Source organism: Aerococcus loyolae (genome assembly GCF_002871915.2).
In the GTDB taxonomy this organism is placed as follows: Bacteria; Bacillota; Bacilli; order Lactobacillales; family Aerococcaceae; genus Aerococcus; species Aerococcus loyolae.
Window position 1 is genome coordinate 1,820,638 of the sequence record NZ_CP126958.1, and the last position, 22,293, is coordinate 1,842,930.

Here is a 22,293-nt window from a genome sequence, read left to right on the forward strand (position 1 = left end):
TCTATTCATAATAGTCCTCTATTCCCAATCTCTCATACTGTTCCATAGGAGCATCATTTTCTTTCATTAGCTTGACTAATTTATTTATCATATTTTCTTCTAATGTTTTATTTTTTAAATTATGTAACTGTTTAGGATCTTGTTGCAGATCATATAGAAGGTTTCCAAATGAATTTACACCATATTTATCTTTAGCAGGAACTTTTAACACCTTCAGTCCCTTTGTAAAACTGAATCCATCAACAAATTCAGCGTTTTTTAGTTCTTCAACCCCATAGGCATTATGTATATAGGAAGGCATTAAAGTATAATTATAAATATGATTTTCTTTTCCTTTTTCAGCAGCTCTCATATAAACATACCTACCGTCAGTAACATTTACATGACCGCTAAAGACGCCATATAAAGCAGCTTCCCTAATCTCATCATCATCCTTTAGGACATCTTTTAACGACTTACCTTCCATATCTTTAGGAATATCAATATTAAAAAACTCTAAAATTGTCGGTGCCCAATCAATAAATTGGACTAAAGATTTTCTCGTCTCATTCTTAATGTCCAATCTAGGATCATAAATAAATAGAGGAGTATTGGCAACTTCATTAAAATATGGAGCTTGATTCTTTCCCCAATAATCGTGCTCAGTTAATAAAAAGCCATGATCAGTTCCAACTATTAATAGAGTATCCTCCCATAAATTTATTAGATCCATTAAATCTAAAAGTCTACCTAGTTGCATATCACACATTGTAAGGGCTGCTTTATATTTATTTATTACATGACTAATTTCTTCTTCTGATTCACCTTTGACTTTTCCTCTAGGCCAGTCAAAATGTCTTCCCTTATACTCATCATTATATTTTTTCATATAATGATCCATAACAAGAAATGGTTCATGTGGGTCGAATGTTTCAATTTGTAAAAGCCAATTATCTTCATCAAAATTTTCCTTAATAAAGTCAATTCCCAAATCAAAAACTTTCATTAGAGGTTGATCATTATCATTCTTAATATATTCTCGATTTACCCAATCACTTCGCCAGCCACTAGAAACGCTAGTACCTGCTTGATTCGTAGGAGTGTATGCATTTTCAGGTATATATGGGTCTCCAACTTTTCCTTTCCAGTGATCCCCTTCTCTACCTCTTACCACTTCCCAAGATGAATATTTGGTATGGAAATTACCTCCACCTTCTTCCCAATAATGAATATGATTACTTATTAGGTGGCTGTATATCCCATTCTTTTTCAATATTTCAGGCATAGAATCATCAAAAGGTTCCAGAGGTCCCCACTCCTTATGTAAGAAGTTTTTTCTACCAGTATGCAATTCTCTTCTTGCAGGTATACATGGCATACTTGAAACATAACTATTTTCAAACTTTATACTTTTTTTTGCTAATCTTTCAAAATTTGGTGCATATACATCTTTTGCACCATAGCATGGTAAAAAATTTTTATTCAAGCTATCAAATAACACAACTATTGCTTTCATGCTTTTTAATCTCCTTTTATAAGTTCAGGATATTTTTCTTCCACAATATCTTTTATTTGCTTTGCTATTCCATCTCCATCCATTATATTTTCGACTTCAATAATGTCTTGCTCTGGAAATGAATCAACATTAACAATATTTATTAATTTCTTATTTACTGCTACAATATCCGCCCAATTGGAATAACTCGAAGCTTCACCTGCTGCAGTATGTTCAACTTCGCTAGGAATACCTAATTTATCTAGTCCTTTTTTAACTAGCATAGCGCTCATTGCACTACTTCCTACACCATATCCACATACAAAAATTACTTTTATTAATTCTTTAGTCATCAAATATACCTCCACTTTATCCTAACCCAAACACTTTAGCAACAAATCTCATTATTTCTGTAATAAATGGAACTACTGTAGCCCAGTCAAACATTCCTGTCCATCCGATGCTATTACCAACACCTGATATTAATATTGCCCAAACGGTACCTAAAGTCTGAATAATTCCCAGTAAGAATGTACAAATAATAGTAGATTTATACCCACCATATTTATTAGCAACTACACCTATTGGTCCCCCAGAAAAGAATAAAGGTACAAATCCTGGTAAAACCATTATTGGACTCTTAAAAAGAACTAAAAGTCCCATTGTAAATACAGTTCCCAGTGTTGTAAAAATAAATCCTAGTGTTGCTGCATTAGGTGAAAAAGGCAATAAAGCAGCTACATCAACAGCTGGAACTGCATTGGGAATTAATCGTTCTTGAATTCCCTTAAAAGATTGGTTTATTTCGCCGACAAGCATTCTTACACCTTGGAGTAGAATTACCATATACATAGAGAACTGTAATCCTAATTTAATAATATAAATTAGCCAATGTTCTTTTCCCGCTAGTTCCTGAACGTTAGGGATACCGATAGATAATAAGAACCCCCCAACAAATATTGTCATTATGATGGCTATAGCAGTTACATTATGATCAAAAACTCCTAACCACCCAGGTAAACTTAATTTCTCAGCATCTTCTTTTTCCGGATCTCCAAAAAACCGTCCTATTTTACCAAAAAACCAAATCCCAAACATTTGATTATGCCCAATTGTAAAACCAGCATCATTTGTAACGTGATTAATAGTTTTTATAGGCAAAGTTGTTCCATACGCCCAAAATATACCTAGGATTATACCGGCTACTATTGAACTTGTTAATGTTCCAAATCCAAAAATATATATAACTAACCATAGGAATGCTTGTGCATGTGCAACCCCAGTATTCCCTGTTAAGAAAATACCTTTAGCTTTTGTATATTTGCCGAAGAATACAAATAATAAATTAACAAAAAAAGCAATAATAAATACATATCCAACAAAACCAAATCGATCACCTAATAACTCCTGAGTTGCAGACCGCATAGCATAGGGATCCATAAGGTAACCTGTTATACCATAATGAGAGCTCACAGCTTCAACAATTGGCTTAAATGTATTTGAAAACATTGATCCACCAAAAAGAATGAGTAATAAACCAACCATAGCACTGACTGTGCCGGTAATAGTTTTTACAGCTCCACTTTTACTTAATAAGTATCCAATAAAAACTAATAGTCCAATAACTATAACAGGTTCTAACAATAACGCTTGTAAAAATTCTAATATTTGCATGTCCTTAACCTCCTCATCTTTCTATAAAACATTTTATTAGAATTTGAATGCGCTTACAAAGATTTATATGTTTAGTTTATAAATTTCAAACATTTTATGTTTATTCAAACACTAAATATGTCACCTTAATCTTTTTTTAACCAAAATAACTATTATAATATAGTAAGCGTTTCCAAAAGATAAATTTAAGTACAGAAAAGATAGGGGTTTTTAACTTGTTAATAATAGGGATACTATACATGATAATTATTCTAATCGCTAATACTATTGGTTCTATATCTGGAATGGGGGGAGGTGTTATCATAAAACCAATGCTTGATTTTATTAATATTCATAGTCCTAAAGAAATTTCTTTTTTTTCAAGCTTAGCTGTCTTCACTATGTCAATAATTTCTACAAGAACACAAATTAAAAATAATAACTCTTTTTCGTGGAATATGATATTTAAAATAGCCATTGGTTCTATTTTAGGTGGAATATTAGGGCAATATACATATACTTATTTATTAATAATGACAAACAATGAAAATTATATAACAATAATACAAGTTATATTAACAATTATTTCATTATTATTTTCTTACTTGCATTCCATGAATATATGGGAAAATTTCAAATTACATAATACAATATCATATTTACTTTGTGGACTTTTATTAGGGTTCTTAGCTAGCTTTTTAGGAATCGGTGGCGGTCCAATTAATGTTTCATTACTTATGCTGATGTTTAATTTTCCAATTAAGCGAGCTACAACTTATTCGATATGCATTATCTTCTTCTCGCAATTATCTAAATTAGTCACATTTTTTATTACATCTAGTTTAATAGATATTGATATTTCAATGATTCCCTTTATCATTTTTGCAGCACTAATAGGTGGGAAATTAGGTGCAGTTATATCTAATAAAATATCTGAAAATAAGATAAAATATTTATTTAAAATTATTATACTTTTTGTTATATTTATAAATATTTATAATGCTTATCAAATATTATCATAATGTATCACCACTTTTATGAAACTTTAATGAAAATACTTCCTTCTTATTATCGATATCTTGATACAAAACATCCCGCGTTTTGAACTTATATTAATAAAATGAGCGATTTTAATGACAGAAATTTTTTAATAGTTTACAATAACTCTTCAATGTAAAAAATAGATATATAAAACTATATTAACGTGATACGTTGTATATTGTCACAGAAATAAAGCTGCTATCATATTTAAAATATGCAATACAAATCAAGAGTTTTTACAAAATCATACCTTCCTTTATATAAAACTAAGTGAATCTTTTATTCTTATGATGAGTTAAATACATTTTAAAATGTAAAAAGAGAGCATCATTACCGAACTTATTACTTCATTAAAATATACAGAAATGCTCGATATAAACGTTATAACTGAAACACGTTGTGAGATCGATGTTCATTAGGAATAGATTATTTATTGTATTTTGCATACAGTTTATAATACTGACACCTAAAAAAATATATCAAATTTCTGGAACATATACCCACAAAGACTTGCCGCCCTTGTTTGGAAAAGCATAATTTTTTCACTTATTCGGTTCTATGTCAAATAGTGTTAATAAGAATTCTAATAGGGTTCTTTGTCAAATACTGTTGATGAGAATTTTAATTGTTAATGTCATACCTCAAAAAGGTATGGCATTTTATTTGCAGTGATAATCGCCAGAATAAAATAGTCTGCCACAGTCTTCATTTTCACCTGCGGCGAATCAATTAGATTAAAAATAAACATGTTTAAAATAACCAATGGAATTCAGAAGAGAGGAACTATTACTCTTCTGAAAAGGTGATTAGTCGTGGGTCAAATTGATTACATACTAATCGAGAAATCAGAAGTATTCTTGTGCGTAAATGGTCAAAACGTTGATAGACATAACCTGTTCGCTTAAGGAGTTTTGTTTCGTTATTCATTCCTTCTATTTCTGTATATGAAAGAACGGCCAATTGCTGTAGATGAATGTCTGAATAATAACTAGCAGGTATACCAATACGAATCAGGCGACTGACAAAGTCTAAGGCAACACTAGAAGAGGTTCCGATCCCATAAATACTCACACGTCTGGCTGACACAATTTTTTGTATAGCTTCCTCAAAATCTTGATGATCTAATAAATTTAAAGTTTCTTGCATTCCACGTATGGACTTGTTCACTACCATTTCGGGAACATCACTCAAGGAATCATTTGGAGAAAAATCCAGGTTAACACGAGAGGTTTTCTCAGAACCATTCTTTTGATTTTGTTGTTGGCCTGTTTCTAATAGAATCGACTTCTTAAACTCACTAAAACCAGAGTAGCCAATCGCATGAGTAAAGCGAACTACACTAGGAATACTGACTCCTGATGCAGCCGCCAGGTCTGATAATGTATTATTAATTAGTTAGTCAGAATGATTTAAAATATAATCAGCTACTTTTCTTTGTGACTTAGGCAAATGGTTATACTTTTGCTTAATCAGTTCTGCTATGCTAGTTTCCATAAATACATCTCCTTAGTGAAGCATTCCCGATAAAATATATTATAGCAGAAAGCATTTCCTGGCAAAAATATAAACAGTAGTCATAATATTGTATATTATTAACGGATAAACTTGGCTCGCTTCTCGTCTCCAAAAAGCTTATAAATTTCTTGCCTTCCCTCCCCTCTTCCCGTATCATTGTTATATATACCACGAGGTGATCACATGAACAGTAAAAAAGACCTTATCCGCGTTGCCAAATCATACTACTACCACAATCTCACCCAGGAAGAGATTGCTGACCAAGAAGGCATTTCCCGGATTAAAGTTTCTCGTATGCTCAAGAAAGCCCGTGACATGGGCATTATTACCGTCGTCGTCAATGACACGCCTAACTACGAGCACGTGGAGCGCATCATTAAAGAAAGATTCCAACTCAAAAACGTCATGGTTACCGATATCCATAACCATGACGTTCGCGCCTCTTTGGCCCAAATGGCGGGCAATTATTTAAATACCATTCTAGCAGAAAATGACATCATCGCTGTCGGTTGGGGGCAAACCCTCCAAGAATTAACCAAGCACTGCTATGGCAACCTCAATAAAAAAGCCCTCTTTACCCCCCTAATTGGTGGCCACGGGGATAAAAACTTCAACCGTCACTCTAATTCCATTGCTAACCAGTTGGCCGAGAACTACCTAGCCAAATCAGCCACAATCCTAGCCCCTGCCTTTGCCCAAAGTCAGGTCGCTGCGGATATGTATATGCATGACCCCAACGTCCTAGCGACCATCGATAAGACTAGCCAGGCTAACCTCGCCATTTTCAGTATTGGTAACCCTAACGACGAAGAAAATAACATCATCTCCACAGGTTACCTGTCTGAAAAAGAAACTGCCCTCATCAAGGAAAGTGATACTGCTAGCGATATTGCCTCGATTATCTTTCTGAACCAAGAAGGGAATGAAATCCTTCAAGAATTAGAGGAACGTCGGATTAGTGTCTCTCAAAAAGCTTTCGCTCAAATTGACCGTAAAATTTGTATCGCAGGCGGGAGAAAGAAACATATCAGTATCCTCTCTGCCATCAAGAGTCAGTATATTGATGAATTAATTACCGACATTGATACCGCACGCTTTCTGTGTGAAAACATTTAGCTAGTTAATCCATCGCCTATACCCATCCAATAAACAGGCCTATGATAAGTCAGAAGCTTATCATAGGCCTGTTTCATTTTCTATTAGTAAAATTTTAATCACTAAACAATCACATCAAACCTAAATCGCAGTCCAGCCACCATCAACACCCACAATTTGACCGGTCACATAAGTGGACTCGTCGGCAGCTAAGAAAACCACGGCACTGGCTAATTCGCCAGGCTTACCTGGGCGTTTCATCGGGGTTCTAACTTCAATAAAGTCACTCATCGCTTCCATAGCTTCGGCGTCGTTAGCTTCAGACGCGAAGAAACCGGGGGCGATCGCATTAACGGTCACACCAGTGGTTGCCCACTCTGTTGCCGCTGCCCGGGTAAAGTTAACCACCGCACCCTTAGCAGCAGCGTAGTCAATAATTGGTAACTCTGGCAAACCTCCGAAACCAAGGATCGATGCCACATTGATTATCCGGCCATAGCCATTATCAACCATCTTGGCCCCAAATTCACGGGTCATGTACATCATTCCGTCCACGTCAAGGTTGAAGGTCTTGTGCCAAGCTTCATCGGTAATTTCCGTTAGTGGGGCATTATTTCCTCCACCCGCATTATTGACTAAGATATCCACCTTACCAAACTTATCTAAAATCGCTTGGTGGCTCTCCTTAATCGATTCAGGATCGGTCACATCCGTCGAAATGGGGAAAATTTCTGCACCCGTTTTCTTTTCAATCTCTTTGGCTGCTTCATCAAGCACTTCTTGCCGCCGGGATAGGATCGCTACCTTAGCCCCTTGACTAGCTAGAGCTGTCGCAAATTGCTTACCAATTCCGGTCCCGCCACCAGTTACTACAGCCACACGATTCGATAAATCAAACATTGACATTCCTCCATTCAAATTTTCTCTTACAGTTTCATTATAAGGAAAAATAGTTTAGAAAGCGATTACAAACCGTTGTATCTAAGTCTCTATTGCTCAACATAAAAAGCAGCCCCTCAAGGCTGCTTTCCTTCTCCCTTCCTAACTACGCCCTAACATCCTGTGCTAAAATCCAACCAATGGGAATCCCGCGGTTACTTAATAAATAAGCCCAGTCACTTTGCGGGTGATTGATCTGCTTGCGCTCCATCACGGCAAAGACCTGGCCCTTGACCCAGTCAGCAATACTTTGCCCCGTTTGCCAGTGAGTGGCCTGATCATCGACCCGAACCGTGCTCCCTACGGCTACCACTTCAGCGCCCTTTCCATCCTTAGCACGCTGAGCCACTAAGCGGTTGACCTGGTCTTGAACCAGCTGGTAGTCATAGCCCGCCGCCTGCAAACGTCGGACCCGTTCAGCCCCATTGCCCCACTGACGCGCTAAAACTTCACGAGCCAACTGGTCCACCGTCTTCTCGGCACGGCTGAGCAGGCGACCGTACTTAGGCCGGGCATAGCCCTTGATCCGCCAATCATTCCAAACAAAACGGTTCCTAGCCACCCGGCGACTGGCATTGCCCTCAATCGTGGTCATCGTCGAGCCGGTAACAGTTTCTACAAAACCAATATGGTCCGCAAAGCCACCCCCATCCCAGTCAAAGCACACAATATCTCCCGGCTGAGGATAAACACGCCCCAGCCAAATCCCCAAACCAGCAAAGACATGGATATGGCGTTGAACTCCGCACTCCCGACCAATCAAAGCCGTAGCTCCCGCTTCATCAGCCACGGCAGTCACAAAAATGTCACACCAGTCATCACTATATTTAGCGACATAACCCACCGGTCGTGGCAGAACGCGATTATAGCGGTCCACCATGTCGCGATGGGCCTTGGACCCCATGGTCATGCCCAGGTACTTTTGAGCAGTTTTAAGCACTTGCTGTGCGGTAAGCATGGCCGCCACCTCCCTTGTGGTAGTCCTCACTCGACAATTGCAAGATGGACCCTAGAAAAACCGCCAACAAATTCAAAGTCACTACCGCCAGATCGGTCCCTACCAAACCATAAGCTTCCCCCAGTCCCTTCACTAAGACGCTCAAGGCCGGCATAAAGACCAAGGCTAGCCACTTCAAGCGGTCATAGGCTCTGATTACTTAAACGCATTCCTCACTCATCTCCTTTACCCAATCCACTAAGTGATTTAACTTCTTATCCACCGCCTGGAAGCGAAAGGCCGTCTCCATTAAGGTGTTTTCCACCATTTGAATCCGGTCCTTGAGGGCTTGTTGCTGAGTCTTTTGCTGGTCCAGCTCTTGAGCCATCACGTCTAGACGAGTGATCAAACGCTGAATTGCCGTAATTAACTGGATGATTTTACTGACTAGGGTGATAATGGCCACCAAGGCACTGGCCCAACCGCCCATCTCGATCACTGTCATGCCCCCACTCCTTTCTCCTTCTGATTTTATTTCCTTTTTTTCCTATTTAACTTATTTCTATCTCATAAAAAAAGCCCCGCTAAGCAGGGCTTGGGAGGTCAATCCCTTGGTTAGGCTTCGACTTGGTAAATATCTGTCACTGTCCGGCGTACATAACGGGCACCAGTTGCCACTGCATAGGGATCAAAACCGTCTTCATTCAAGAAGATATTGGCATCAACAATCGCTGCTAAGGCTGCTTGAGCCACTTCAGCCGACACATCTTCTTTGGGTTCTTTAATGGTAACTTTCTTAGATTTGCCTTCTTCGGTCTTGAACAAAAGCTCTAAATTGAAATTTTCTTGGCTTGGCATACTTTTTCCTCCTTACTTTTCATCTACTGACTTAGACATAGACATGACGGCAAACGGTTTCCACTTCCGTTACCGGATCCTTGGTCAAACTAGCCACCGCATCGCGCACAGCATAAATCGCTGCCAGGTCAGGCTTTTCCACTAGATCATTAAAGGTGGTCTTCATTTCCTTATCCGTTTCAAAATTGGTCACCTTAACCACTAACTTGTTATCGATAAATTCTTGCATTCCAATCACTCCTTTTTTTCTTTAGTAGCTAGCTACACCCTATAAACGAATTAAGAAAGGTAAAGTGTTACTCGGAAAGTTGATTATATTAAAAAAAACATCAAAAAAGCCCACCCCAGGGTGAGCCAATTTATTAACCGTATTTAACATGCATCTTAATCTTCTAGTAATCCCTTCAAGGGCTGGAGGCGCTGAGCCAGACGTTTTTTCCAGGCGTAGATGGTTTTTCGGGCTACGCCAAAGGAACGAGCGATATCAGTGATCGATAAATCCGGCTCTGCCAAGGCCAGGGTCAGCTGGTAGTCACGCTCTGATAAGCTGGCTTGGGCGGCCTGGAGGAAGTCCACTGCCCCCGCTTCACATGCTTCTCCTTGTGAAGAAGTGGAATCTGCCAGTAAATCTTGATGTTCGGATAAGGTCAGCTGAGGCAAGCGCTCTGTCTGACGCAAGAGGTCCAGTAAAGACCAGCGCAAGTAACGGCCAGCATAAGCGACAAAACGGTAGCGGTCTTGGCCCAGAGGCTTACCCTCGAAGCGTTCAGCCACATCCAAGAGTTTGAGTCGTAATTCTTGGGCATAGTCCTGGTAGTCGCCGTGGCACTTTCTAATATTTAAGTCCGCCAGGGTCTTGTGGATCAAGGCTTCAAATTCACGCAACAAGCGGTCGGCATATAACTTATCAAGTAACATTCTGTCTTCCTTTCTTGCTTCATCGCACAGGCTTCATCACAATCTTTGAAAAGGGCAAGCTCCCCACTTTAATCCGTAATACCTTCATACAGGGCCATCACGAGGACCGCTAACGTACTACACAGGAGTAAGGGGACGATCATCCCAAAGGACACCAGAAAGCCCCGTAACTGAAAGAGTAAAATCGCTAAAACCGCTACAATAAAATCTTTAACCCATTGCCGCATAATCCATCTCCTCCGTATTCAACCAAGCAGTCACCCGCTTTTCCAGACAGTCCTTTAAATCTAGCTCCCACTCTGCCGCTGCCTGCCATAAATGGCCCACTAAGTCACTTAAAGCGGGCGTCAGATCGCGGTCAAAGCTAAGGTCCAAGGCCAAATTCGTAAAGGCCTGGGCCAGGGGTGGTAAATCATCCCGACCTTCTGTGCTTAAAGCCTCGACGCGGGCATAGGAATCCGCCATCATCACTAAAGCAATATAGCAATCCGCCAGCGCCACTTGCACTTGACCAAGGTCTTGGCTTCGGGCTTGGTCCAAGAGGGCAAACTTGGTCAATACCAAGACACAATGGTCATAAGCATCCAACAAATCAAAACCATAGAGACGGTTGTAATGTTCAATTAAATGTATGCTATTTTGTAAAGTCATGGTTACTCCTTTTTACTCAATATTCATTCACTTAGGACAAAGGAAAAAGCAATGGCAGAGCGCCTTGTCCTCTGACCCAACCACTAAGCAAAACCTTGCCAACAGCCAAAGTGCACCCATCAAGGTGACTGTCCGGACAACTCTCCATAGTCCCCTCCACTCAGTTAACCTGGCTCTTGAACCAAGCAGGTACAATCTCTTGGTAACCAGTCTTTTTCTGGACTTTCGCTTGGAGCTTTTTCTCGTCCTCACTAGTAGTCGGTAGGTCTTCCAAGCGGTAGATGTGGTCCTTATCCCAGCGCTCTAAAATCTTAAAGTAATAAGACAAAGGGTGCTTGGCTGCCTTAGCCCGGTAGAGGGCTTCTTCGAGGAGCTTGTCATCAAAGAGCAGGCAATAAGCCTTTAACTTCTCCAAGTCAGCCTCGGGCATGGCTTCATTAAAAAGAATCTGGTAGCGATTTTTGATCCGATCGAGGACCTGCTGTTCATAGTCATCCTGGTAGGGCGGTTTTTGAAGCTTGAGAGACAGGGACGACTCGTCCGCCGACTCTTCATTGTTCTTTTCATCCCCACTCTCTTTATCACTCTCACCCCCTTCCTCCTTCTTATCGCCCTCGGCCACATAACGGCGTTTTTTAATCTCCTTGACGAAAAGTTGCATGATGGCCTGGTCCACCCGCCGGTTAGACTTCAACCAGAAATCACACATAGCGTCAAAGGTGGCTTCGATCAAACTGCCGTCCTGGACGAGGGCCAATTCCTTCTCCAAGAGATCCATGACTGGCCGCCCACCCACAAAGATGGAGTAGGACAGGGAGTGTAAGAGGGTCACTTCCTGCTGGGCGTGAGAGTAAGCAATCTTCTTAAAGTCCTGGCTAAAACGCTTGAGTAAGGATTCCACTTGGTCCAGACTAAAGCCGGTCTCAAAGGCAATCAAACGCTTGGGCAAACTATAAATCCCCACCTGGCTACACTTGGGATTGGTCATTAGATATAAGGCAAAATAACGTTCTTCCTGGCTATAATGGTCCAAAGCTTCGAGCGACCGCCAAAAGCTGGTTGGCACCACACGTCGTACTGTCATGAATACCTCCTTATGAATCAATCGGCTGACTGCTTTTAAGTCTTGAGAAATCACCCGGCTATCAATAAGAACTGACTGCTTTCTCAAAAACTTAAAGTCCTCCTTGCACTACTATTTTTCTTGTGACTGAAAGGTTATTTCTTAACTATGCAAAAGATGACACTTTCTGGCCACTATTCCTATTTGCTACATGTTCTGATTACACCATCCTCCTCCCCTGCTAAATCCCGGGCTGCTGCCAACGAAAAGAGCTCACTGACTTTTTTTATTTTTAAACATATTATATGCAATAGAAAAAAGCAAGGCTTTTTATAATATTTTGCATAAATTCTAATCCTATGGTATATTCATATTTCGATAATATTTTTCTATTTCTACAATCTGTAGCATCATCAGCTAGGAGTCTACTCAGGGTAGAATTTCCTCAGGGGAACTTTGATGAAAATTTTTCTGACTATTTAACACACGTCACGTGTTATTTTTCTCATTTAACAATTCTGACGAGTATTTCCTCCCCTTTTTCGGTATAATATATAAAAGTTAAAAATGCCTTTTGGAAAGCAGGCTTTTCCACGACGTTGGAAAAAGTGACTGAGCCTTTCAAAAATAAGTAAAATGAAAAAACTGCCATCTTGCAAGAAGCAAAGGAGGAATGACCATGCTTACACTCGCCCAACGCCTCAAATCAGCGCGGGAGGCGGCCGGACTGACTATCGAAGCCGTCAGCGAAAAAATTGGTAAGTCGGTATCCACCGTCTGGCGCTACGAACAGGGCAAGTCGGAAGTCAACCAAGACACCTTGACCAAGTTAGCCAATCTCTACGGGGTTTCCGAACTCCACTTACGGGGCTTTTCGGACATGAAGAGCGCCGACGTCATTGAAGTCCCCGTCTATAAGAAATACAAAAAAGGCAAGCTCAAAGCCGCTAAGAAAAAGCACTTCTTTGAACTCGCCAGTATGGGACTCCCCAATGAGGAAATCTTTGCGGTGAAAATTAACAATCCCGCCATCCAGTCCCCCCTCAGTAAAAAGGACTACGCCCTAGTTGACCCCTTGGCCGATATCAAGACCGGCGATATTCTCTGTCTAGCTGATAAGGTTTCCGGCCAATTACAATTCGCCCGCTATCAATTTTATCAAGACCTTCCTCTCTACCTCCCACTAGGCGACAAAAGCCAAGTGAAGGATAGTGAAGCCTTTGAAGTTCTCGGTAAGGTCTTCGCCCACCTCGGTCGAGTATAAGAAAACACCGTTCCACTGAAGCTGATATTCAGATGGAACGGTGTTTTTATTTGGGCTATTTTGAGAAGAATGGGTTATTTCTGAGAAATAACTAATAGAACACTCATTTTATCTACTATAAGATAAGCTTTTTTGGAAAATCCGCTTAGTCCTCTTCCCAATGAAAGATTTTTGCGATGAATTTAGCTAAGGAAATACATCCTGTTGCAAAAAAGAAGGCAACGAGGCAAGTGACGACTAGGGCCAGTAAGGTGCAGACAGCAGCAAAGAAAGCCTTGCCCAACTGCCGATAAAGGGGGGCGGGATTCTTTAGGGTTTTCGATTCGGCCTGCTTGAGGTCGGCTTGCATCAGTGAACTATTGATTTCACTTTGATGATTAGAGTCCTGGGCCACTTCCTCATAGGACTGGGTCAGTGAACTGGGCACTTCCTGCTGGTGGGCCCGGTAGATTTGACCGGCCACAGCATTAAAGCTGTCAAAGGCGGCCTGGTCGTAGTTATTGACGTTGTGGTAAATATCATTATCATACTGGTCAACGACTGCCTCAATCTCTGGATTAGTCAGCTCGTCTTTCAAGCCTCCACCAATTTCTAAATGCAAGTAAGGGTTGTCCACGCTGGTTTCTCTGGGATAGCTGACGTCGGTTTTAAAGAGGAGGAGGGCCCATTCATTGTCAGGGGTAGCCGTCATTCCCCACTGACTGGCCAGGGTCTGGCTATACTTTGACCGATTGACATTTTCAGTTCGGGGTAGGACAACCACGGCGAGCTTGGCCTGGGTTAATTCCTCCAACTTGTAGCCCTCAGTCATAATGTGCTGGGTGGTGAAGTCATTCAAACGCTGGCTATAGTCGGACACGTAATATTCTTGGCTAACCGCTGGATAATCCGGTTGCCGGTAAGTCCGAAAGGTAAAATAATACATGGCAGTAATTCCTAAGAGAATCGCCAGCAGGGAAAGCTCACTCGAGCAACTGATTAATTTGGGCTTTCTCTTCTCATTTTTCATTTTTCTATCCTCGCCTAGTGCTTTTTCTTTTATTATATGCTATTTTATCTTTACACGCTTTGCTTTGGCTTTTTATGAGAACTTTATTAATTAATAAAGTTAATTTATTAATTAGTTAATTTAGATTACTCCTTCTTTAAAGCAGGCTGGCTAGGGTTATTCTAAATTCATGAGTAATACAAAAAACGATTCTTAGACCACTAGCTAGGCGGTTTAAGAATCGTTTTTATTGATTAGGTCACTGGAATGAAGACCCCAATTTACCAGGAGATTAGGCGTTTTTATTGCTCAACATCCACTTCAATTGAAGCGATTGGGGCGAGCGGTGTCGTATACTTTGGTACATAATCAATTTTTAATTTTTTGGGTCTGATGTCCACATCATTGAACTTGTAATAGCCTTGTGAATCCGCTGATTTGCCAGGGGCGACTTCAGCAGCATCCGTTTCTCGATCAATACATTCCAATATATAACCTTCTTCATCGTATACCACGAAATCAGAGGGTTTTACGACAAAATTTTTCGGAAGATCATCGTTTTTATAACTGTAATCAATGACAATCGTTCTCCCAGCATAATACTCATTATTATACAAATCGCTAGGCAAAATTTCCCGATTATCTCGAGCTGACTGAATGGTTAATGAGGCCTTATCGCCAGCTTCAGTTTTTAAAACGACTTCCTCATTGGCTTTGTTAATCGTTTGGCTATCTTCTATAAAATTTCCCTCTTCTGGTTCTGATATTTTTGGAGATTTTTTTGATTTTTGTGATGCTTTTGTTTTTTGTGATTCTTGCGACTCTTGTGAGGCGACTTGAGGGGAAGTCTCTGAGGGATTTTCATTAGAATGACCACCACTAACAATAGCGAGCAATAATAGAATGGCTAATAGAATAATCGCCCAGATATACCACTTCTTATACCAAGCTTTTTCCTTTACTGTTTGACGTACTTTCTCCTCTTCACCATTAGACGGCTGATTGTTAAAGTCTTTATTTTCTTGGTCCATACTAAGTCTCCTTCCATCCTATAAATATCTTGTCATCAAAATGACTAAATCATTTATAAATGTATGATATATAAACTTATTATAATATAAATAACCTTTATTTTAGGTAATAAATTGAAAATGATAATTATTTTTCTTAGATCATTAGTAGAAACTCTCCACGCTTCATGTCGATTTCTATACGCAGACCAGGGCGAGAGAGTTTGGATTAAGGAGTTTAGTAATGAAGCATTATTATGGTCGATATGAAAATTACTTAATAAATTTCTCAGAAAAATTATTTTACGATAATCTCTTGTTACGAAATCGTAAATTGATCCAAGAATTAAAATTTATGAAGTCTGGTTCAATTGCTAAAGTTGAGCAACTACGCATTATTAGTAAAAATAGGATCATTAATCCACGATTCTCTTCAGACGCACTACACGGGATAAAAGTTGGAGAAGAAAACATGGACACTCTAAACAATAAATTGAAAGAGATATTTATTTTTGACAAATAATTTAAACCTGTTATAGCATTAATAGAGTCTTAAGGACTAAACAATTTATAGAGCCTAAAGGGCTATGGCGGATAACTTTGGTTATCCGCTTTTTTAATATTAGCTAAAACAATCTATAGAAAGTGCGACAAAAGACAAAAGTAGCCTAGATCACTGGAACAATGGATGTAGGAGCTGGCCTATAGAACATGTTTTGATAAGAAGATTCATATTTTGCAAAAAAGCTGACATTTTACCATAGCCTTAATACGTATTTATATAAGCCTTGATTTAATTTGTGATAAATGATACCAAGTGATATGGTTAGCGGTTCTAAAATATTAGAAGATAATTACAGAGCAGTTTATGGTGTATCTTCAGGACTATACTCATACGAAGCAGTTATGGGTACAAACTCTTACCCTTCCAGCGATTGTTGTCTAAGGTATAGATAATAAGCTGCAACATCTATAAGATGTACACATTTTTAAATAAACAGATATATTAAAACCAAGAATTGTGATACGAATGTAGTAACCCCCTAAAGTTAGTTTTTATTTCTAACTTTAGGGGGTTACTACATATCATTTTTAAGAATCATTTTTATTATTCAATTAATTGAAATAAGCAGACCTATTAACTATTAGATAAGTCGAGTTTATTGCTTAACTTCAACTTCAATAGTAGCAACTGGGGAATGCTTTGTAGAATTCGTCGGAACATAATCTATCTGTATTTTTTTGGGTTTATGTTCTTTATCGGGATACATGAAATAGACTTGGGAGTCAGCTGACCTACCAGGAGCTATTTCGTCGTAACCTGTTTGCTTACTAATGCGTTCTAATGCATGACCTTCTTCATCATAAACTTGAAGATCATGAGTATTAACTACAAAATTTTTCGGAAGATCATAGTTTTTATAAGAGAAATCAATAACAACCATTCTACTAGAATCGAAATAATCACTATGATGCATATAATTAGGTATACTATCCGGATTTACGCTAGCTGATTTGATGGTTAACGATGCCTTGTTTCCATCAGCATTCTCTAAAATAACTTCTTCATTAGCCTTTCTAATCGTTTTCTTATTTTCACCTGATTCTGTCGACCGCGCTCCTTGTGTTTCTTGTGAACTTACATGAGAAGCACTCTCTGATTGATTACCATTAGAATGATCAACAGGTACAAGGGCGAGCAAGAATAGAATCCCTAATATGATGATCGTCCATATATACCACTTCTTATACCAAGGTTTAACTTGCACAGTTTGATATACTTTTCCATCCTCGCCAATGAATTGGTTATTTTTCAATTTTTTATTCTTATCGTTCATTATACTACCTTTCTAATCAATTCATATAATATTATAAAAGTTATAATATATTAGTGCAACCTCTACTATTTCTTTATTTTCTACACATCATAAGGCATAATTTTCTCGTGAATCAAATCTTTATAGCCATTACGTATTTTCTTACGATACTGCAATTTTGATTCGGGATTTTCGGTATTCGCCTTATAAGCATCGAAATCGGCTGTGTTAATCATTTCACTCTCGCCTATTTGAGTGCCTTCACGGTCCTCATCATAGTTAGCTGCGACATATTTAAGAAGATCTTCGTCAAGAAACTCTGCCTTGGCATAGTCTTCTAAGACACGTTCCTTGTAACCGTTTATTTCATTAGCTAGAATCTCATCCGTTGACTGATTTTTATACTTATCCGGACTGGCAATAATGGCTTGGAAAATGTCCCGGATCTTTTCACTTAATTCAGGTTTCCGGCGCCCAAATTCATCAATAGTTTTCTCAGCTTCATGTTTGAGTTTTTCTTTGTCTTGTTCTTCCGTCGACTCACGGTAACGATCAATGAGCAGTACGAGATAATCATAATCAATTTGCTCAGTCCGAACCGATTCAATCTCATACTCGATATCGATTGAATAGTCCTCATCAACGTCATCCTCTTCATTTATCTCATCTTTGATCCGTTCGATAAGATTATTATAGGATCCGGTATAGTCTTCAAATTCTTTACGGTCAAAACCATATTGAGCCACAAATTCATCTTCACTAAAGTCACTATAAACTTCAATCGTCTTGTAGATACTGTCAAAGCGTTGAAAGGCCTTGGCTACTCGTTTCATTTCGGCTAAATCAGTATAATTATTGAAACTCTCCGCATTGGGGACGAGTGCTCTTAACTCTTTAACGGATTCATCAAGTTCTTGCTTAGATTCTTCATAACTCGGTGCTTGAATCTGATCTTCCCCACCATTGGAATAAAGTATAAGAGCCTCTTTGACAGCTTCCTCATAGATCGCTGGCGTTTGGAAGGTGACAATTTGCCCATATTTCTTATGCTCATCAAACAAACGATTAGTTCGAGAGAAAGCTTGGATAAGGTGATGTGGTTTCATAGGTGGCCGATCTAAAAATAATGTCGACAGACACGGTGCGTCGAAACCAGTCAGTAAACGATCGACAACGATTACCAAGTCCACTTGTTCAGAACGCACCTTATAGGTATCTGACTTACGTGCCAAGCGATTATTAAGGTTTTGGTTATAAGCGTTCAAGGTTTCAAGAGAAAAATTCGTGCCAAATTCTCGGTTATAATCCGTTAGAATCTCTTTCATCGCTTCTTTACGATCTTGGGAATCGTGTTCATTATCAGATAGCGAGAAGGTTATCGCCACCTTAGGAAAATCTAAAATCGCTCGTTTTGTCGATTCATTCACAGCAACCCGAGGATGCTTACCTGCTTTAACCTCTTTAAAGAGTTTGTAATAAGCAATGGCTTTGTCAATAGAAGTTGTAGTTAAAATCGCATCATAGGTCTTACCAACCCCGTTATTGAAACCAAATTTATTTTTCGATTTATTGATAATTGAATCCACAACCTCTTCCATATGGTTGGGATGGTCAAATATAGCTGGATCTAACTGAGCTTCTTTTTCTTTCGTATCAATCGCTGCAAGGTTAGTATTCGGAAACTTGTCCGTTACCAGTTGATCGAGTTGGTATTCATCAAAGGGGCGTTTATACTCAATTTGAAAGCCTAAGACAGCCTGGTCATGCATGGCCTCTTGAACGGTATATTTATGTAAACACTCCCCGTACTGCTCTTCGGTTGTTCGAGCAAGATCGCCAAATGCATCCCGAGCATTTTCCGCAAAAAGTGGCGTTCCCGTAAAGCCGTACCAGAGTGAAGATTGGAAAAACTTTTCCAGTTCAAATTGCTTCTGTGGTGTCACTGCACGATGACATTCGTCAACAACGACTGCCAACCTTAAATCTCTTAACTTATTTAAACGTTTATTATCAGGATTTTGCTGGTAACGTTTCATCACATGATTTAATTTTTGAATCGTGGTAATCACTAAGGAACGGTCCTTAGCCGTTAAACGTTTGATCAAGTCATTGACATTGGCCGTTTCATCAACATCCACAAAATCTGCTTCAGCATAGGAGGTAAAGGCATTAGCAGTTTGTTGGTCAAGGTCTCTACGGTCAACAATGAAGATTGTCTTATCAATTGAAGCGATTTTAAGCAGGTTGCGTGCTACCTTATAGGAGGTTAGTGTTTTTCCCGACCCTGTTGTATGCCAAACATAGCCCCCCTTTTGTTCATAGCTCGCTTGTCGAATGGCCTTAATAGCATGAATTTGATAGGGACGTAGTAAAATAACTGACTTACTAGACTTGTCTAAGACGGAATAATTGGCAATCATCTCATGGGCTTCTGGGATTGAGAGCACAGAGCTTGCAAAATCTTCTAAGTTCATTACTGGTTGATTCTCTTCATCCACCCAACCCGTTAAAAACTTAGCATTCAGCTTACTATTGGCAGCAATATATTTGGTATCGACACCATTGGACACCACAAACATTTGTAACATGGAGAATATTCCATGATACTTACCAGTTTTGATGTAGCGATCAATTTGGTTAAAGGCTTTTTTATACCCTTCTGAACGATTCTTGAGTTCAATTTGAATCATAGGAATCCCATTAATCATTAAAGTCACATCAAAACGCCCATCTTGATCAAGAAAATCACGCTTTTCGCTGCGAAATTGATTAATCACTTCATAATGAGAGCTACCCCCAGCAATCTCATTCCCGTTAATCACAATTAACTGGCAAGAACCTAGCGAGGCGTCCTCACGATGAAGCTCAACTTGAGCTACCCCATTCTCACCACTTAGCCATTCTCCAGCTGCATAAAAAGAAGGAAAGTCTAATTGTGATTTAATCGACAGCTTTTCCTGGCTAGTTAAAGGGACACCATCTAACTTCGCCGTATTATTAGCTTCTAACTGTTGGAAGAAGTTACCCCAGAGGTCGTCCGCTGTCTTTAAATCCGAACGGTAGGTCCATTGCGATTCCCTTTTCGTTAGCAAATCAATTAAGCGTTCTTCCATTTGCTGCTCTTGAGTAAAAATTTTTGGCATATCATCACTATCCTGTTGCATTCTTCACTTGATACAAAATTCATTTGCTCTTCAATTCTTTATAATACTTTCAGTATAGCAAAGAAAATAAAGGCTTTCAGTGAATTTTTTTTACAGAAGAACTTCATCCGTTGAAAAATGTAATATTTTTGTTGTGAAAGCTTGATAATTTAAGAATACTTTCAAAATTGAAGACTATTACTCAAATATTTTTGGATTCAGGATAAGCTAAAGGATGTTGCCGATGTTAGAGATGGTACACATGATTCTCCCAAATATCTATCAGCAGGAATTCCATTAGTTACTTCTAAAAACGTGAGTAATGGACAAATTAATTACGATGGAGTTAACTACATATCCTTAGAGGATTATAAAAAGATCAATACTCGCTCAAAAGTTGACATTAATGATATTCTTATGGGAATGATAGGAACTATTGGCAATTTAGCACTCATCCATACAGAACCTTCGTTTGCTATTAAGAACGTGGCATTAATCAAGGATACTCAACAAATATTTTATCTTTTTTTATATTATTATCTTCAATCTCCATATATTACTAAACAGTTATTTATTAGCTTGGACGGGGGAACTCAAAAATTTATATCATTAAAGAAAATACGCAATCTGTTCATTCGAAAAACGAACTCTTTAGAACAAAAAAGGGTTAGTTACTTCTTTAAGTCGTTAGACTCTATTATTACTCTTGAGCAGAAAAAAATTGAGAAATTAGAGCTGTTGAAAGAGTATCTTTTGCAGAATATGTTTGCTGATGAAAGTGGCTATCCTAAGGTTAGATTTAGTGGTTTTACAGAAGAGTGGATTCAGGATAAGGGGAAAAATATATTCAATAAGAGAAATGAAACCAGCGATCAAAGCTATAGAAAAAATATACAATTAGAAAATATAGAGAGTTCTACCGGAAGATTGATTGGAAATACTAGTGAGGGAAACGAATCTAATTCAATATTCTACAAAGGTGATGTGCTGTATGGTCGTTTACGCCCCTATCTTAATAAATGGTGGCTTGCTTCAGAAGATGGTAATAAAAGTGGAGAAATATGGGCGTTGTACCCTATTAGTCGCATAACCAACTTATTTTTATATTTTCTTGTACAAAGTTTTACCTTTTATAAATCAGCTAATATATCTTCAGGAAGTAGAATGCCTAGGGCGGATTGGAAAATTATCACCAACCAATATTTCAATATTCCTAAACCCAAAGAACAAGAGAAGATTAGTAAGTTTATCCATAAACTAGAAGCTATTATTACTCTTGAGCAAACTAAACTCGACAATTTAAGTGCCCTAAAACAAAAACTTCTCTCATCATTATTCATCTAAAAATCAATAAAATCGCCTCTGCTAGTTAAATCAGCAAAGGCGATTTTATTTTTAATAATGGTATTTGCAAGACAGGACTTCAATGGCATCGTCTGTGACGCGATAGACTAAGCGATCTTGTCTCGTCAGCCGTCGTGACCAATAGCCAGATAGGTCATACTTCAAGGGCTCCGGCTTACCTAAGCCTTGGTATGGGTCTTCTTTAATGGCTCGCAAGAGGCGGTAGATTTTATCATAAACTTTTTGATCATTTTCTCTCCAGGCCTCGCGTTCAATCACAGACCGTCGACTCCAATGAACTTTCATCAGATCTCCTCAACTTCATAATCGCCACGATCGAGTTCATCCATGGCTTGATAGAGGTTCTCACGGTTAGCACGACTGGATAAGAGATGATAAGTCTCCATCAAACTATCGAAATCGGATTTAGCCATCACAACCACATCATTGCCGTTCTGAGATGTGACAGTATATTCAATGGCATCCTCATTAATCTGATCCATGTAATGTTTCATATTTTGCCTAAAATCACTGTAATTCGTTACTTCCATCCTTCTCACCTCATTAATATTGTACAATAACT

General features: G+C 38.8%; 25 protein-coding genes and 1 pseudogene. 5 read left to right on the plus strand and 21 right to left on the minus strand.

Translation table 11 applies throughout. From position 1 onward, the window contains the following. Position 1: 1 nt before the first annotated feature. Genes CJ190_RS08240 through CJ190_RS08250 form a run of 3 tightly spaced genes read right to left on the minus strand, consistent with a single transcriptional unit; the run spans position 2 to position 3,148 of the window. The gene (locus CJ190_RS08240; protein ID WP_070598356.1) at positions 2–1,495 is read right to left on the minus strand and encodes a sulfatase; all 1,494 of its coding nucleotides are present in this window, start codon (positions 1,493–1,495) and stop codon (positions 2–4) included. Positions 1,496–1,500: 5 nt separating this feature from the next. Further along, positions 1,501–1,827 (minus strand): PTS sugar transporter subunit IIB, encoded by a 327-nt coding sequence (locus CJ190_RS08245; protein ID WP_070598358.1) that lies wholly within the window; start codon positions 1,825–1,827, stop codon positions 1,501–1,503. A 16-nt stretch (positions 1,828–1,843) separates the two neighbouring features. Further along, on the minus strand, positions 1,844–3,148 hold the full coding sequence (locus tag CJ190_RS08250) for a PTS sugar transporter subunit IIC (protein ID WP_102164684.1): 1,305 nt from the start codon (positions 3,146–3,148) through the stop codon (positions 1,844–1,846). Between the two features lie 239 nt (positions 3,149–3,387). On the opposite strand from CJ190_RS08250, the gene CJ190_RS08255 reads away from it, so the two are divergent. After that, on the plus strand, positions 3,388–4,149 hold the full coding sequence (locus CJ190_RS08255; protein WP_308216818.1) for a sulfite exporter TauE/SafE family protein: 762 nt from the start codon (positions 3,388–3,390) through the stop codon (positions 4,147–4,149). An 805-nt stretch (positions 4,150–4,954) separates the two neighbouring features. Here the strand turns inward: CJ190_RS08255 and CJ190_RS08260 are convergent. Further along, a complete protein-coding gene (locus tag CJ190_RS08260) occupies positions 4,955–5,254 on the minus strand; it encodes a phosphoheptose isomerase family protein (RefSeq protein ID WP_230081171.1) in 300 nt (99 codons plus the stop codon). Between the two features lie 207 nt (positions 5,255–5,461). Then, positions 5,462–5,560 (minus strand): annotated as a pseudogene (locus CJ190_RS09280) (MurR/RpiR family transcriptional regulator); the annotation flags it as partial. A 306-nt stretch (positions 5,561–5,866) separates the two neighbouring features. Between CJ190_RS09280 and CJ190_RS08265 the strand changes: the two are divergent. Beyond that, complete coding sequence (locus tag CJ190_RS08265; RefSeq protein WP_070598360.1) at positions 5,867–6,799, plus strand: sugar-binding transcriptional regulator; 933 nt, start codon at positions 5,867–5,869, stop codon at positions 6,797–6,799. Positions 6,800–6,919: 120 nt separating this feature from the next. Here the strand turns inward: CJ190_RS08265 and CJ190_RS08270 are convergent, their stop codons facing one another. From CJ190_RS08270 to CJ190_RS08315, 10 genes are all read right to left on the minus strand, one after another. Further along, on the minus strand, positions 6,920–7,678 hold the full coding sequence (locus CJ190_RS08270) for an SDR family NAD(P)-dependent oxidoreductase (RefSeq protein WP_070598362.1): 759 nt from the start codon (positions 7,676–7,678) through the stop codon (positions 6,920–6,922). A 145-nt stretch (positions 7,679–7,823) separates the two neighbouring features. Beyond that, on the minus strand, positions 7,824–8,675 hold the full coding sequence (locus CJ190_RS08275) for a CHAP domain-containing protein (RefSeq protein ID WP_070598364.1): 852 nt from the start codon (positions 8,673–8,675) through the stop codon (positions 7,824–7,826). Further along, complete coding sequence (locus CJ190_RS08280) at positions 8,650–8,853, minus strand: phage holin (protein WP_230081172.1); 204 nt, start codon at positions 8,851–8,853, stop codon at positions 8,650–8,652. The genes CJ190_RS08275 and CJ190_RS08280 overlap by 26 nt, the downstream gene beginning before the upstream one ends. 21 nt (positions 8,854–8,874) lie before the next feature. After that, positions 8,875–9,159 (minus strand): hypothetical protein, encoded by a 285-nt coding sequence (locus CJ190_RS08285; RefSeq protein WP_070598365.1) that lies wholly within the window; start codon positions 9,157–9,159, stop codon positions 8,875–8,877. 110 nt (positions 9,160–9,269) lie between these two features. Then, positions 9,270–9,512, minus strand: coding sequence for a DUF2922 domain-containing protein (locus CJ190_RS08290; RefSeq protein WP_070598367.1), 243 nt, complete (start codon positions 9,510–9,512; stop codon positions 9,270–9,272). Positions 9,513–9,543: 31 nt separating this feature from the next. Continuing rightward, a complete protein-coding gene (locus CJ190_RS08295; RefSeq protein WP_070598368.1) occupies positions 9,544–9,741 on the minus strand; it encodes a DUF1659 domain-containing protein in 198 nt (65 codons plus the stop codon). A gap of 155 nt (positions 9,742–9,896) precedes the next feature. Continuing rightward, entirely contained in the window at positions 9,897–10,430 is a 534-nt protein-coding gene (locus CJ190_RS08300; protein WP_070598370.1) for a sigma-70 family RNA polymerase sigma factor, read from the minus strand. A 68-nt stretch (positions 10,431–10,498) separates the two neighbouring features. Continuing rightward, on the minus strand, positions 10,499–10,657 hold the full coding sequence (locus CJ190_RS08305) for a hypothetical protein (protein WP_168162792.1): 159 nt from the start codon (positions 10,655–10,657) through the stop codon (positions 10,499–10,501). Next, the gene (locus CJ190_RS08310; protein ID WP_070598372.1) at positions 10,641–11,081 is read right to left on the minus strand and encodes a hypothetical protein; all 441 of its coding nucleotides are present in this window, start codon (positions 11,079–11,081) and stop codon (positions 10,641–10,643) included. Before CJ190_RS08310 ends, CJ190_RS08305 begins: the two co-directional genes overlap by 17 nt. 160 nt (positions 11,082–11,241) lie before the next feature. Beyond that, entirely contained in the window at positions 11,242–12,165 is a 924-nt protein-coding gene (locus tag CJ190_RS08315) for a hypothetical protein (protein WP_143739143.1), read from the minus strand. A 652-nt stretch (positions 12,166–12,817) separates the two neighbouring features. Here CJ190_RS08315 and CJ190_RS08320 point away from each other — a divergent pair. Continuing rightward, a complete protein-coding gene (locus tag CJ190_RS08320; RefSeq protein ID WP_083307116.1) occupies positions 12,818–13,408 on the plus strand; it encodes a helix-turn-helix domain-containing protein in 591 nt (196 codons plus the stop codon). A gap of 145 nt (positions 13,409–13,553) precedes the next feature. Here CJ190_RS08320 and CJ190_RS08325 read toward each other — a convergent pair whose 3' ends face one another. Further along, positions 13,554–14,417, minus strand: coding sequence for a TPM domain-containing protein (locus tag CJ190_RS08325; protein WP_070598376.1), 864 nt, complete (start codon positions 14,415–14,417; stop codon positions 13,554–13,556). A gap of 281 nt (positions 14,418–14,698) precedes the next feature. Continuing rightward, complete coding sequence (locus tag CJ190_RS08330) at positions 14,699–15,427, minus strand: hypothetical protein (RefSeq protein ID WP_070598377.1); 729 nt, start codon at positions 15,425–15,427, stop codon at positions 14,699–14,701. 223 nt (positions 15,428–15,650) lie between these two features. Between CJ190_RS08330 and CJ190_RS08335 the strand changes: the two genes are divergently transcribed. Further along, positions 15,651–15,929, plus strand: coding sequence for a hypothetical protein (locus tag CJ190_RS08335; RefSeq protein WP_070598379.1), 279 nt, complete (start codon positions 15,651–15,653; stop codon positions 15,927–15,929). A 637-nt stretch (positions 15,930–16,566) separates the two neighbouring features. On the opposite strand, the gene CJ190_RS08340 is transcribed toward CJ190_RS08335, so the two are convergent. Beyond that, positions 16,567–17,244, minus strand: a complete 678-nt coding sequence (locus CJ190_RS08340; protein WP_070598381.1) for a hypothetical protein — start codon at positions 17,242–17,244, stop codon at positions 16,567–16,569. A gap of 80 nt (positions 17,245–17,324) precedes the next feature. Further along, a complete protein-coding gene (locus CJ190_RS08345; RefSeq protein WP_070598407.1) occupies positions 17,325–20,366 on the minus strand; it encodes a type I restriction endonuclease subunit R in 3,042 nt (1,013 codons plus the stop codon). 216 nt (positions 20,367–20,582) lie between these two features. Between CJ190_RS08345 and CJ190_RS08350 the strand changes: the two genes are divergently transcribed. Continuing rightward, complete coding sequence (locus CJ190_RS08350; protein ID WP_070598382.1) at positions 20,583–21,710, plus strand: restriction endonuclease subunit S; 1,128 nt, start codon at positions 20,583–20,585, stop codon at positions 21,708–21,710. A gap of 51 nt (positions 21,711–21,761) precedes the next feature. Here CJ190_RS08350 and CJ190_RS08355 read toward each other — a convergent pair whose 3' ends face one another. Next, a complete protein-coding gene (locus tag CJ190_RS08355) occupies positions 21,762–22,016 on the minus strand; it encodes a Txe/YoeB family addiction module toxin (protein WP_070598384.1) in 255 nt (84 codons plus the stop codon). Beyond that, complete coding sequence (locus CJ190_RS08360; protein ID WP_070598386.1) at positions 22,016–22,261, minus strand: type II toxin-antitoxin system Phd/YefM family antitoxin; 246 nt, start codon at positions 22,259–22,261, stop codon at positions 22,016–22,018. Before CJ190_RS08360 ends, CJ190_RS08355 begins: the two co-directional genes overlap by 1 nt. Positions 22,262–22,293: the final 32 nt, after the last annotated feature.